Source organism: Olsenella sp. AGMB03486 (assembly GCF_040884255.1).
Lineage (GTDB): Bacteria > Actinomycetota > Coriobacteriia > Coriobacteriales > Atopobiaceae > Olsenella_L > Olsenella_L kribbiana.
This window is the reverse complement of record NZ_JBEVTM010000012.1, coordinates 32,849-45,326: the sequence shown is the minus strand read 5'-3', so window position 1 is coordinate 45,326 and position 12,478 is coordinate 32,849. Positions and strand designations below refer to the sequence as shown.

At 60.0% G+C, this 12,478-nt stretch carries 11 protein-coding genes; 6 read left to right on the top strand and 5 right to left on the bottom strand.

Going from position 1 to position 12,478, the window contains the following annotated elements:
* Positions 1–126 precede the first annotated feature (126 nt).
* From nagA to ABVS03_RS07355, 5 genes are all read right to left on the bottom strand, one after another.
* On the bottom strand, positions 127–1,290 hold the full coding sequence (gene nagA / locus ABVS03_RS07375; RefSeq protein WP_368018607.1) for an N-acetylglucosamine-6-phosphate deacetylase: 1,164 nt from the start codon (positions 1,288–1,290) through the stop codon (positions 127–129).
* 10 nt (positions 1,291–1,300) lie between these two features.
* Entirely contained in the window at positions 1,301–2,116 is an 816-nt protein-coding gene (locus tag ABVS03_RS07370) for a glucosamine-6-phosphate isomerase (protein ID WP_330972212.1), read from the bottom strand.
* 98 nt (positions 2,117–2,214) lie between these two features.
* Positions 2,215–3,297, bottom strand: a complete 1,083-nt coding sequence (locus ABVS03_RS07365; protein ID WP_368018606.1) for an ABC transporter substrate-binding protein — start codon at positions 3,295–3,297, stop codon at positions 2,215–2,217.
* A gap of 77 nt (positions 3,298–3,374) precedes the next feature.
* The gene (locus tag ABVS03_RS07360; protein WP_330972210.1) at positions 3,375–4,214 is read right to left on the bottom strand and encodes an ABC transporter ATP-binding protein; all 840 of its coding nucleotides are present in this window, start codon (positions 4,212–4,214) and stop codon (positions 3,375–3,377) included.
* 45 nt (positions 4,215–4,259) lie between these two features.
* Positions 4,260–5,039: an ABC transporter permease gene (locus tag ABVS03_RS07355; protein WP_330972209.1), complete on the bottom strand. Its 780-nt coding sequence runs from the start codon at positions 5,037–5,039 to the stop codon at positions 4,260–4,262.
* Between the two features lie 306 nt (positions 5,040–5,345).
* Here ABVS03_RS07355 and ABVS03_RS07350 point away from each other — a divergent pair, with 306 nt between their 5' ends.
* The 6 genes from ABVS03_RS07350 to ABVS03_RS07325 all read left to right on the top strand — a co-directional run bounded on the left by ABVS03_RS07350 (position 5,346) and on the right by ABVS03_RS07325 (position 12,472).
* Positions 5,346–6,401 carry a LacI family DNA-binding transcriptional regulator gene (locus ABVS03_RS07350; protein ID WP_368018605.1) on the top strand — a complete coding sequence of 352 codons (1,056 nt, stop codon included), beginning with the start codon at positions 5,346–5,348 and terminating at the stop codon, positions 6,399–6,401.
* 251 nt (positions 6,402–6,652) lie between these two features.
* The gene (locus ABVS03_RS07345) at positions 6,653–7,723 is read left to right on the top strand and encodes a LacI family DNA-binding transcriptional regulator (RefSeq protein ID WP_368018604.1); all 1,071 of its coding nucleotides are present in this window, start codon (positions 6,653–6,655) and stop codon (positions 7,721–7,723) included.
* A 43-nt stretch (positions 7,724–7,766) separates the two neighbouring features.
* Complete coding sequence (locus tag ABVS03_RS07340) at positions 7,767–8,924, top strand: class II fructose-bisphosphate aldolase (RefSeq protein ID WP_368018603.1); 1,158 nt, start codon at positions 7,767–7,769, stop codon at positions 8,922–8,924.
* A 1-nt stretch (position 8,925) separates the two neighbouring features.
* The gene (locus tag ABVS03_RS07335; RefSeq protein WP_368018602.1) at positions 8,926–10,095 is read left to right on the top strand and encodes a diphosphate--fructose-6-phosphate 1-phosphotransferase; all 1,170 of its coding nucleotides are present in this window, start codon (positions 8,926–8,928) and stop codon (positions 10,093–10,095) included.
* 9 nt (positions 10,096–10,104) lie between these two features.
* On the top strand, positions 10,105–10,944 hold the full coding sequence (locus ABVS03_RS07330; RefSeq protein ID WP_368018601.1) for a triose-phosphate isomerase: 840 nt from the start codon (positions 10,105–10,107) through the stop codon (positions 10,942–10,944).
* Between the two features lie 31 nt (positions 10,945–10,975).
* On the top strand, positions 10,976–12,472 hold the full coding sequence (locus ABVS03_RS07325) for a lactate racemase domain-containing protein (protein WP_330972203.1): 1,497 nt from the start codon (positions 10,976–10,978) through the stop codon (positions 12,470–12,472).
* Positions 12,473–12,478: the final 6 nt, after the last annotated feature.

Sequence of the window (12,478 nt, the reverse complement as noted above, 5' to 3'; positions counted from 1 at the left end):
GCATCAGGACTTCAAGAGCCAGCTTCCATCCGAAGCTGGCTCTTTCTTTTTCTCTGGATTCGCAAGGGAGGCCAGCACCCCATACAGGTGCTGGCCTCCCTTCTTTCCACAGCATTGATGGCCATATCAGGTCCTGCTGTAGACATTCCTTCCTCCGACATAGGTGCGCACGACCTCGAGCTTCTGGTCGAGCAGCACGAGGTCTCCCCGCATGCCGGCAGCGATATGGCCCCTGTCATGCATCTCGAAGAGATCTGCGGGGTTCTTTGTCATGGCCTTGGAGGCGTCCTCGATTGGAGCCCCGGTGAACTTCATGAAGTTGCGCAGTGCCTGCACCTGCGTCAGCGTGGAGCCTGCACGCACACCCGTCGTCGCGAGCTTTGCATCCCCATCAACGACCACGACATCGTTCACGCCGAGCTTGTACTTTCCATCCGGAAGCCCTGCCGCCATAATCGAATCGGTGATGCCGAGGATGCGGTCCCATCCCTTTGCCTTGAGATAGAGCCTGACGGTCCCTGGCACAAGATGGCGGCCATCGCAGATGGTCTCTGCATAGATATCGGTCTCGAGCGCTACGCCGAAGATGGCAGGCTCATGCTGGTGGAAGAGCCTCATGGCATTCCCGACATGCGTGGCTGCCTTGGCGCCGGCCTTCACGCATGCCATCGAGAGCTCATATCCGGCACCGGAGTGCCCGATTGCGGCCGTGATGCCCATGCCGGCAAGCTGCGGGATGAGCTCAGGCACGCCAGGCACCTCAGGCGCAAGCGTTGTATAGAGGATATGGCCGCCGGCAGCATCCTGATATTTCCGGAAAAGGGCAGGATCTGCCTCGTGCATGAGCAGATGCTCCGGCATGGCACCTTTGTACTCGGACGACAGGCACGGCCCTTCGAGATGGATGCCGACCAATGCCGCCCCATCATAGGGTCCGCCTTCGATGACCTCTTTCGCGGCAGCGATGCATCTGAGCGTCTGCTCAGGCGTATCGGTCAGGATCGAGCAGAGCCAGGCAGTCACGCCCTGCGAGGCGAAGAAGCGACCGATCTTGCGGAGTCCTGCTGCACTCCCCTCGTTCACATCGACCCCTGCGGCGCCATGCGTATGGACATCCATGAAGCCGGGCAGCGCATAGAGCCCCGAGGCATCGATGACAGGAAGCTCGCCTGGATTGTCGAATCCGGAACCGACGCGCGTGATGAGTCCCCGCTCGATAGTGATGTCGGCACGGAAGACCGAGCCGTCGCTCACGACGCGGGCACCCTGTATGTAGACGGAATCCTCCATGGCTCCCCTCCTAGTAGGCGCGCTCGCGTGCCACGTCATTCACATAGATGAGGGCATCGGGATGCTTCTGCAGAAGCGTCGCCGGGAACGAAGCCGAAATCTCTCCATAGGCAGCATGGCGGACAGCACCACGATGCCAGGTCCTGAATACGCCGAGGCGGACCTGGCGTGCCGACAGGATCTCTTTCATGCCGATGGTCACGGCACGATGCGGCATGTCTTCGAGGGCTCCGCAGAGATCGGCAGCGCTGTTCGTCGCCCTGGTCTCAGGACGGATAGAGAGCGCCCTGGTCTCGAGCTGCGCGAATTCATCTGCAGAAAGTTCAGGCTGGGGCTCATTGAAGGCAAGATGCCCCGTGATGCCGATACCGCCGAACGCGATATCGACACCGCCCAGGCTCTCTATCGCATCTCCGATGGCTTCGGGATGCGCAGGGTCCGGGAAGAGACGCTGAGAGGCCGGCATGGCAAGCTCGGGATCGAGCTTGGTGTAGACCATGCGGTTCATGAAGCCGCGAAACGACAGCCCATCGTCTTCTGAGATCCACTCATCCTCGTCTGTCAGATACTCGTCCATATTGCAGAACCAGACATTCTTGAGGGAGAGCCGCTCCTCGTTCACGAGCTTCACGAAGTAGGGGTACTGGCCCACCGGTCCCACCGGGCAGATGAAGACCGTACGTTCCTGCTCCCTATTATGCTCGCGGATGGTGTGGACCATATCCTGTGCCATCTGGAAGAAGACAGCCGCAGAGTCGCCCGGAAATGCAAGCGGGATCTTGGCGTCCTTCCCCAGATCCTCAGCTGAGATGTGATAGTAATCCATAGCTCCTCCAGCCGTTGAAAAGAGCCTCTCCCGCAGGACCGGGGAGCAGTCCACCAGAAGAGGCTCTCAGGGACAGCGTGCAATCAAGCTGCTGTGCGCTACTTGTTCTCCTTGTAGAGCTTGTCGCCCTCGGTAATCACCTCGGACAGGACATAGTTCTCCACCGGCACTGCCTCGGTGATGCGGCCGTTGTCGAGGAAGACCTGCTGCTGTGCCTTGTAGTAGCCAAGGATCTTGTCGGTATCGCCGATAGCGTCGACAGCGCCCTGCCAGTCGCCTTCGCCGGTAGACTGCAGGAGCGTCTCCTCCGGAAGACCAAGCTTGTCAGCCAGGAGCTTTGCGACTTCGTCGATATGCTCGGCACGATATACCTTGCCCATATCGAGGGCAGCCTCGAAGCGCTCGAGCACCTCCTTGTTCGAATCTGCGTAGTCGGGCAGGCATACATAGGAGGACGGGAAGGCGACCTTGTCGGTGTAGTCGGTATTCGTGCCCAGGACCAGATAGTCATCGCCGAGCTGCTCCTCAAGCGTGATCGTATTCGGCGACCAGGTGGCACAGGCATCGATCTGGCCAGCAATCATTGCTGTCGTCATTCCGTCGACCTTCATCTCGGTCAGCGTGACATCGTCCTTCGTGAGGCCCGCATCGGCCAGGACATAGTTCAGGATGACTTCGGACGAGGTGCCGGAAGCTACGGCAATCGTCTTGCCCTTGAGGTCCTTGGCCGTGCTGATTCCATGGCTCTTGTTCGCCACGACGCAGTCTGCCTGGGAATTGCCCTCGAACGAGAAGATCTTTGCCTGGCCTTCGATGCACAGGGCATGTGCACCATGGCCGATCTGCGCGAAGTCGATGTCGCCGGACTGCATTGCTGCAATCTCTGCCGGACCGGCATCGAACTGCTTCGTCTCGACCGTGATATTGAACTTGTCGAAGTACCCCTGGTCGAGGGCAGCGAAGAGCGTGCCTGCAGAGCCAAGGTTCGGCATGAAGGCAACATTCACGCTGACCGGTTCGTACTTCGAGGAGGACCCGCTGTCCTTTGAATCGCTGGAGCCTGTGCTCTGCGCGTTCGAGCCGCAGGCGCCGAGCATAAGGCCTGCTCCGCAGGCACCGACTGCACCAGCAGCCTTGAGGAACGACCGGCGGGTAAGTCCAAGCGCATCGCTCTTGTTCATGGATGGTTCCTTTCCCCTGTTGCGTACCGCATTCCGATCCATTGTTCGGGGGCGCACCCCCGCAGACACCATGACCGCTATTTCCTGACGGAGAGATACTCCTGATAGACCTGGCTCCAGATATAGTTCTTGAGCTCGAGGAAGCGCGGAGACATCTTCGTCTCCTGCGTGCGCGGATACGGGATATCGATGTTGACGATATCCTTCACGCGCCCAGGGCGCGCATACATGATCACGACACGCTGGGCAAGGATGATTGCCTCCTCGACATCGTGCGTGATGAAGAAGCAAGTCTTCTTCTCCTTCTCCCAGGTCTTCAGGAGCTCGGACTGCAGCTGCGTCCTCGTCTGGGCATCGAGCGCGCCGAACGGCTCGTCCATGAGCAGCACTTCAGGATTCACGGCATAGGCGCGCGCGATTGCGACACGCTGCTTCATGCCGCCCGAAAGCTCCTTCGGATAGCTCTTCGCAAAATCCTCGAGCTGCACGAGCTTGATGTACTTCTGCGCAATCTCGTTGCATTCTTCCGGACTCTTGCCCTGGAGCTTGAGGCCGAACTTGACATTGTCTTCGACCGTGAGCCACGGAAAGAGGGCATATTGCTGGAACACGACGCCACGGTCGGGACCAGGCCCCTCCACCGGCTTGCCGTCGACCGTCACCGTTCCAGATGTCGGCTTCTCGAGACCGCCGATGATGTTCAGAAGTGTCGACTTGCCGCAGCCGGAAGGGCCGACCACGCAGACGAACTCGTTCTGGTGAATATCGAAGCTGACACCGTTCAGGGCGGTCATCTCGCCCTTGCGGGTCTGGAACTTCTTGACGACATTGTCGATATGGACCCTCACCGGACGCGTATCCGAGAGGTCGTGGCTGATAGGTGCTTCATCGATCTCGAAAACAGTTTTCTCGCTCATCTTTAGCTCGCTTACTGACGAAGGCCTGCCGGAATGTAGAGTCGTCTACTGCTGGACCGTTTCCTGCCACCCCGTGAAGCGCTTCTCGAGATAGCGGACAATCTTCTCGAAGATGATGCCGATGATGCCGAGCATGATGATGCCGAGAAGCACGACATCCATCTGGTAGTAGCCGCTTGCCTGCTGGATCATCATGCCAAGGCCGCGGTCGCCGCCGACAATCTCGGATGCCATGAGCGTCGTGAGCGACGTGGAAAGGCCCAGGCGGGCAGCGACGAGGATGAAGGGCGTGGAAGCAGGGATGATCACCTTGAAGAAGATGTCCTTCTGCTTGGCGCCAAGCACCTTCGCAGCCTTGATGAGCGTCGTATCGACACCTTTGACGCCCTGGTAGATCGTGACGACCATGACAAGGAAGGCTGCAATGAAGATGACGGTGACCTTCGAGGTCTGGCCGATGCCGAGAGCTGCAATGATCAGGAAGACGTAGGCAAGAGGCGGGATGTTCCTGATGAACTGGATCCAGGGCTCGACGATATGGCGGAACGGGTCATACCATGCCATAAGAAACGCCACCGGGATGGAGACGACGAAGGCGATGCCGAAACCGGCAAGGACACGGGAGACCGATGCCCAGGCATTCTTCCAGAGCGTGCCGTTGCCAGACAGCTTCATGAACGCTTCCCAGACCTTTGCCGGAGACGCGAAGACCGCAGGCCACTTGCTTGATGCAAGCACCCATACGAGGATAGCGAGCGCCAGCGAGATCAGTTTCCATGCCCAGCTGGGCACCTTGTTCCAGATTGATGGCTTCTTCTCTTCCAACGTCTGCCTCCTTAGGCTGCCCTACCCAACAAGCTGTTCGCGAGGAAGTACTTACTCGTTTAAGTTGTCTGTTTTTTATCACAAGAAAGATAACGATTGAAGGAAGAATTTATTACGAGCCTGTCAAAAGACCGCTCAGCTTCGCTTCTGCTACCGTCCACCGCAATAATTACCGTTTGACCTCGGTAAACGGTTGGTCTTGATGCTGTCAGGAAAGTGCTTGCCTTCAGCTTCTCATGATATACTGAATGCAAGGTGAACGCGTTCTTTCACTTAATCGAAAAAGCTTTGAAACGAGGAGACGCTATGGGAAGGCACACAACCCTCAAGGATGTTGCCCAAGCAGCGGGCGTGACGACAGCCACCGTCTCCTATGTCATCAACAACACGCCAGGGCAGACCATAAGCCCCAAGACCCGCGAGCGCGTGCTCGAAGCCGTGGCGGAGCTCGGATACATGCCCAATGCCCACGCCCGCACCCTGAGGAGCCGCCGCATCTCCTGCGTCGGCGTTGTCATCCACAAGAACCTGGCAGTCCCCCGCTACAGCCAGATGGTCTATGGCATACAGGAAAGGCTCGAACAGCGTGGCTACAGCGTGCTGCTTCTCGGCAATACCGTGGGACTCCAGGGCTACACCGATTATGTCAGCGCCTATCTCGAGGGACAGATCGGCGGCATTATCTTCATAGGGACCGAAGACCAGACGCCCGATCCAGACAGCATCCGCATCCTCCAGAACGAGCATGCACCGCTTGTTGTCTTCAACTGCAAGCAGGATGCCGACACCTACAGCACAGTCGATTATGACTATGCAGGAGGTGCCCGCCTGATCGCAGAGCGCGTCATGGCCACGGGTCCGAAACGGCTCCTGTATTTCGAGCCACAGATCGATACGGAGCAGGAACGCCAGCGCGAGCAGGGCATACGCGAGGTTGTCTCGGCACATCCCGACGTCGAGCTCAAGATTCGCCAGGCACCGATCACCAAGGACAGAATAGAGATCTGGGATGCCCATCACTTTGTGGGAGACACCGAGGAAGGCATACGCCTGACCGAACGCTTCATCGAGGCCTGCCGCCAAGCTCTCGACGAGCTCGAAGACGGCGATGCCGTAATCGCATCCTGGGCTACCTGGACCCACTATTTCCGGAAGGCTGATCCAGACAAGAAGATCGTATACGCGGAGCTTGCCAACAACGGAGAGTCCTGGATGGCAGCGAACTTCTATACCCGCATGCCCAACTATGGAGCCGGCATCACCTGTGCCGACGAGGTGCTTTCCCTCATCGGCGGCTCGACGCCGCAGTCACGCCTGATCAAGCTCACGAACATCGTGACCGTCACAAGCCTCGATCTCTGAGCTTGCCCATCTGGCACAGTCTGCTTTTGATGCAGATTTACTGAATCGTATCAGCTCTATTGCACTTCTTTCCAAGCAGTGCGCCACCTATGGCAATCAAGAGCGAGCGGCATCATATGGCACGTAAGCGGCCATATTTTGGCCTTTTCTCCACGTCAGCAATCTCTTTTCTTGCATTTGCAGGTAAATCATTCCATAGTGTTGTTAGCTTAATCGCATAAGTTCCTACTGAGCGAGATGAGGCGATACCTTTGGATACAGCTTCCAGGAAGCGCGTGACGCTTCGCGATGTGGCCAAAGCCGCAGGCGTCGCCCCCGCCACCGTCTCCTACGTGATCAACAACGTGCAGAACCAGAAGCTGCGTCCCGAAACGCGCGAGCGCGTGCTCCAGGCAGTGAACGATCTGGGCTACATCCCCGATGCCAATGCCCGCACCATGCGCGGCGGCAAATCGTTCTGCGCCGGTGTTGTCATCAACAAGGACCTGGCGGTCCCCCGCTTTGCCCAGACGCTCCAGGGCATCCAGAAGGGACTCGATCAAGCAGGGTATTCCCTTCTTCTCTGCACGGCACGGCGCCAGGCAGATGGTCCTGCGGACTATATCCGTGCCTACATGGAGCGCAGGATCGACGGCGTGATCTTTCTCGGCAAGGACAACGAAGGTCCGGACCGTGCAGGCCTTGCCGCCATCCGCTCAAAGCACATCCCCCTTGTGGTCTATGACTGCCAGATGAAGCCAGGAACGTATTCGAGCGTCGATCTCGACTATGAAGGAGGAGCGCGCTTTCTGGTGGAACGCATCCTCGAAAAGCATCCCGGCAAGCTCCTTTACCTGAGACCCGACATCGCGAAGGCGCAGGAAGAGGAACGGGAGCGCGGCGTGCGCGAAGCCATGGCGCAACATCCAGACTGCCAGCTTTCCATCTGCACCGTGCCGGTCACCCTCGAAAACCTCGAGTCCTGGGATATCCGCTACTCTGTCGGCATGACCGACCAGGGCAGGGAGCTCACCGACCGCTTCGTCCAGACCGTCCGCTCGGCAGCCGCCGGGCTCTGCCCGGGGGATGCCGTGGTCTCGAGCTGGTCCACCTGGACCGACCTCTTCCGCAGCTTCTGCCCATCAGCGGGCCTCATCTTCGGCGAGCTTGCCAACAACGGCGAAACCCGCTTCTCCCCCGGCCTCTATCTGCGCCTTCCCAATGTGGAGGTAGGCCGCACCTGCGCCGATGCGCTTCTGCGCCTGATCGAGGGAAAGCCTGCCGAGGCCCGCACCTTGAAGCTCACCGACATCATCGATGCCTATCCAGCACCGCAGACGTGAAAGCGTCTGGAATCAGAAGACCCCCCAAGAGAAAGGTGATGCCATGCCCCTCGTTCCACTCAAGCCCGTGCTCGATGCCGCCAGAGCCGGCGGCTATGCCCAGGGCGCCTTCAATGTGAATGCCGTCTGTCAGGCCAAGGCCGTCATCGAAGCCCACGAGATCCTGAGAAGCGCCGCCATACTGCAGGGAGCAGATCTTGCCAATGCATTCATGGGAGGGCGTGCCGACTTCCAGAACGGAACTGTCGAGGACAAGATCCGCGGCGCCAAAAACATCGGCGACGCCGTCAGGAAATTCGGCGAGAACAGCCCCATCCCCATCGTCTTGCACCTCGACCACGGGCGTGACATGGCATCTGTCAAGGCAGCCATCGCCGGCGGCTACACCTCTGTGATGATCGATGGATCGGCGCTGCCTTTCGAGGACAATATCGAGCTCACGCGCGAGGTCGTGAAGTACGCACATCCGAAAGGCGTCTCCGTGGAAGGCGAGCTCGGCGTCCTGGCGGGCGTCGAAGACCATGTATTCGCTGCCACGAGCACCTATACGAACCCGCTCAAGGCAGTGGAATTCGTCCGCGCGACCGGCGTCGATGCCCTTGCCATCTCCTATGGCACGATGCATGGACCATCGAAGGGCAAGAACGTGAAGCTGCGCCGCGAAATCCCGATTGCCGTACGCGAATGCCTTGCGCATGAGGGGCTCGACTGCGCGCTCGTTAGCCACGGCTCATCGACCGTCCCCGCCTATATCGTCGAGGAGATCAACGAGCTTGGCGGCAGCATCCATAATGCCCATGGCATCTCGCTCGATGAGCTCAAGGCAGCCATTCCGGCAGGCATCAGCAAGATCAATGTCGACACGGACATCCGCCTGGCTGTCACGCGCAACATGCGCGAGCTCTTCCACCTGCGCCCAGAGCTCCAGAAGAGCGCATCTGTCGGCGGCGTATACGAGCTTCTGCTGGCACATCCCGAAAACCCCGATCCGCGCGTCTTCCTGCCACCTGTCTATGACACGGTCATGTACGGCACCGTGGAAGATCCTGACCGCCAGGCGCTCGTCGATGCAATCGAGCGCGGCGTCAAGGAAGCGGTCTCCACCCTCATCGTCGAGTTCGGCAGCTACGGAAAGGCGCCAAAGGTAGAGATGGCATCGCTCGACGAGATGGCAGAGCGCTACGAGAAGGCAGGCATCTAGCATGGGCACCCAGGATACGCTGCTTGTCATGCATGGAGGAGGCCCGACTGCCGTCATCAATGCCTCGCTGTTCGGGGCGGTCGACGAGGCGCTCAGGACACCGGAAGCAGGCCGCGTGCTCGGTGCGCTCGGCGGCGTCGGCGGCATTCTGGATGGACGCTTCGTCGACTTCGGCACGGTTTCCAGAGAGACGCTCGCGCTTCTGCCGCACTCCCCCTCCTCTGCCATCGGCACATCGAGAAAGCCCCTTGAGGAGAAGGACTACCGCGCGCTTGCCCATGCCCTCAAAAGGGAGCATGTCCGCTGGCTTCTGCCGACCGGCGGAAATGGCACGATGAACACCTGCGGCGAGATATGGCGGGCATGCAGGGCCGAAGGCGTGAATATCGATGTCGTGGGCATCCCCAAGACCATGGACAACGATATCGCTGTCACCGACCATGCGCCCGGCTATGCAAGCGCCGCCCTCTATATGGCAGCGAGCGTCTCGGAGGTCTGCTGCGATGTACGCGGCCTGCCGATCCACATCGTGATCGTGGAGGCCATGGGCAGAAATGCCGGCTGGGTCACGGCAGCAAGCGCCCTTGCCGATGAGTCCGGCACCGGAGGCCCCGACCTGATCTATCTGCCTGAGCGCGATTTCGACGAGGACCAGTTCCTGGAGAGCTGCCAGGAGCTCATCGACGAGAAGGGCTCAGGCATCGTGGTCGTCTCGGAGGGGCTCCACAAGAAAGGCGGCGTGCCCGTGGCACCGCTTCTGATGGAAACCGGCCGCTCCCGGTATTTCGGCGATGTGAGCGCGCATCTTGCCCGCCTCGTCGTCCAGAAGCTCGGCTACAAGGCCCGCTCGGAGAAGCCTGGCCTTCTGGGAAGGGCATCCATGCCTTGGCAGAGCGCTGTCGACCGCGAAGAGGCCGTTCAGTGCGGCCGCGAGGCCGTGCGTGCGGCGCTCGAGGGCGACTCCGGCAAGATGGTCGGCATCGAACGCGTCTCGAGCGCGCCTTATGCCGTGCGCTACGTGCGCATCCCGATCGAGCAGGTCATGCTCGATGAACGGACACTTCCCGACCGCTACATCAATGCCGCAGGAAACGGCGTGACCGAAGAGTTCAGAAGCTGGCTCCGCCCGCTTCTTGGACAGGACCTTCCCCGCTTTGCAAGCTTTGTCTAGGAGGCATACATGAAGCATATCTTCCTCAATCTCAAGCGCTTCGATATCGTGTGCGAGCGCGGCGGCGTGAACCGCCTGTCAGCACCCGCCACATGGGGCACGGCCATCGCACGCGCGGTCGCCCCTGTCGCCACACGCTATGAAGGCACGGCCGAATTCGCTGCCTTCCTGCCTGAAGCGCATATCATCCCTGCCGTGCAGGAGAAAGGCACGGCGCCTTTCGGCATCGGCTGTCAGGGCGTGCACACAGAAGACAGCGCTCCAGGCGGCAACTTCGGCGCCTTCACGACGCTCAGGACCGCAAACTCGATGGCCGAGCTCGGCTGCAGCTGGGCGCTCATCGGACACTGCGAAGAGCGCATGCACCTACGCTCCGTCATGGCCGAGGCAGGGGCAGATCCTGCCGCCATCGAACCTGCCGTCGACCGCATCCTTGCCCGCGAAGTCAGGGCAGCCCAGGCAGCTGGGCTCAAGGTCCTCTTCTGCATGGGCGAGCGCAGCGAAGAGCAGGATGCGTGGGACCAGGTGCTCACCCGCCAGCTCGAAGGCGGCCTTGCGGGCGCCGCAAAAGACGGCCTCAGGATTGCCTATGAACCGGTCTGGAGCATCGGTCCCGGAAAGACCCCGGCAGATGCCCCCTATATCGCAAAGGTCGCCCGTCTCGTGAAGGCTGCCCTGCCCGGTGTGGACGTGGTCTATGGAGGAGGGCTCAAGGCAGACAACGCCCAGATGCTTGCCGGCATTGACGAGATCGACGGCGGGCTCATCGCGCTCACGCGTTTCACAGGCGAGATCGGCTTCTATCCGGATGAGTATGCCGAAATCGTCGACCTGTATCTTGGCAAGTAGCACAGACATTCGCTTGAAAGGAAGAGGGACCATGCATCTCGAATTCGAATATGGCACCGGCAAGATGGGAGCGGAGCTCCCCGATTCGACCGATGTCTTCATCACCGGCAAGACCGTGAAGGACCCCCAGTGCCTGCCTCAGGACTGGGATTCGCTCTATGCCGCGACGCTCGACTCCATCCGCCATCCCATCGGCTCAGAGCCGCTCGCAGACCTTGCCCACCCTGGTGCCAAGGTCGTCATCGTCATCCCTGACATCATCAAGGGCGGCACCCAGCCGACCTCGCACCGCCGCGTCGCGATCCGTGCCTGCCTGGACGAGCTGTTCGCGAACGGCGTGAAGCACGACGACGTGCTGCTCCTGTTCTCGAACGGCCTCCATCCCCGCACGAGCACGGCCGAGGCCAAGCAGATCCTGGGCGAGGATCTCTACAACGAATTCGCGGCCACGAACCAGATCGACTCCCATGACTCGGAAAACTACGACGACCTGGTCGATCTCGGCTATACGCCCCAGGGCGACCATGTGATCATGAACAAGCGTGTCTATGAATCGGACATCGCGATTCTCATCGGACACACCCAGGGCAACCCCTATGGCGGGTACTCGGGGGGCTACAAGCACTGTGCGACCGGCATCACCCACTGGCGCTCCATCGCTGCCCACCATGTCCCCCGCGTCATGAGCCGGCCTGACTTCGTGCCTGTCTCCACCCATTCGATGATGCGCGACAAGTTCAACCAGCAGGGCATGTTCATGGAAGAGAAGATGGGCAAGAAATTCTTCTGCTGCGATGCCGTGCTCGATACCTGGAGTCGCCAGATCGAGATCAATTCCGGCTGGGCCAAGGAGATGCAGCCCATTGCCTGGAAGTGCGCCGACAAGCGCACCTACGTGCACTGGGCGGAGAAGAAATACGATATCGTCGTTATGGGCATGCCCACGAAGTTCCACTACGGCGATGGCATGGGCACGAACCCGATCATGATGATGCAGGCTGTGTCGGCCCAGGTAATCCGCCACAAGCGTATCCTTTCCGACCACTGCGTCTTCGTGATTGCCTCTTACTGTGATGGCTGGTTCCACGACGAGCGCTGGCCCTACCTGCGCGAGGAGTGGGAGGTATGGAACTCCGACGAGATGAACACCCTGAACGACATGATCAAGTACGGGGAGTATTTCGCGACGAACGAGGAATATATCCGCAAGTACCGCTTTGCCGGCGCCTTCCATCCCTTCCATGGCTTCTCGATGATGAGCTGCGGGAACCTGGCCGAGAAATACCTGTCCGCAACCTACATCGTCGGCGCGAAGAAGCCGGGCATGGCCCGCTCGATGGGACTCAAGACGCGTGCGACCTTCGAAGAGGCCATCAAGGACGCAACCGACAAGTATACCGATGGGCATCCCAACATCCTGGCGCTGCCGGGCGCCTATGTGAGCGCCGTGCCGCATCTGTGCATGAAGGATCCCTCGCAGAATTCGCACTACCGCGACGATGCGCCGGCCCATCCTTGCGGATGCTAGGAGGGC

Excerpts from the sequence above, each read along its gene's own strand:
- ABVS03_RS07340 (WP_368018603.1), top strand. The coding sequence starts at position 7,767 with ATGCCCCTCGTTCCACTCAAGCCCGTGCTCGATGCCGCCAGAGCCGGC.
- ABVS03_RS07365 (WP_368018606.1), bottom strand. The coding sequence starts at position 3,297 with ATGAACAAGAGCGATGCGCTTGGACTTACCCGCCGGTCGTTCCTCAAG.
- ABVS03_RS07330 (WP_368018601.1), top strand. The coding sequence starts at position 10,105 with ATGAAGCATATCTTCCTCAATCTCAAGCGCTTCGATATCGTGTGCGAG.
- ABVS03_RS07350 (WP_368018605.1), top strand. The coding sequence starts at position 5,346 with ATGGGAAGGCACACAACCCTCAAGGATGTTGCCCAAGCAGCGGGCGTG.
- ABVS03_RS07370 (WP_330972212.1), bottom strand. The coding sequence starts at position 2,116 with ATGGATTACTATCACATCTCAGCTGAGGATCTGGGGAAGGACGCCAAG.
- nagA (WP_368018607.1), bottom strand. The coding sequence starts at position 1,290 with ATGGAGGATTCCGTCTACATACAGGGTGCCCGCGTCGTGAGCGACGGC.
- ABVS03_RS07360 (WP_330972210.1), bottom strand. The coding sequence starts at position 4,214 with ATGAGCGAGAAAACTGTTTTCGAGATCGATGAAGCACCTATCAGCCAC.
- ABVS03_RS07325 (WP_330972203.1), top strand. The coding sequence starts at position 10,976 with ATGCATCTCGAATTCGAATATGGCACCGGCAAGATGGGAGCGGAGCTC.
- ABVS03_RS07335 (WP_368018602.1), top strand. The coding sequence starts at position 8,926 with ATGGGCACCCAGGATACGCTGCTTGTCATGCATGGAGGAGGCCCGACT.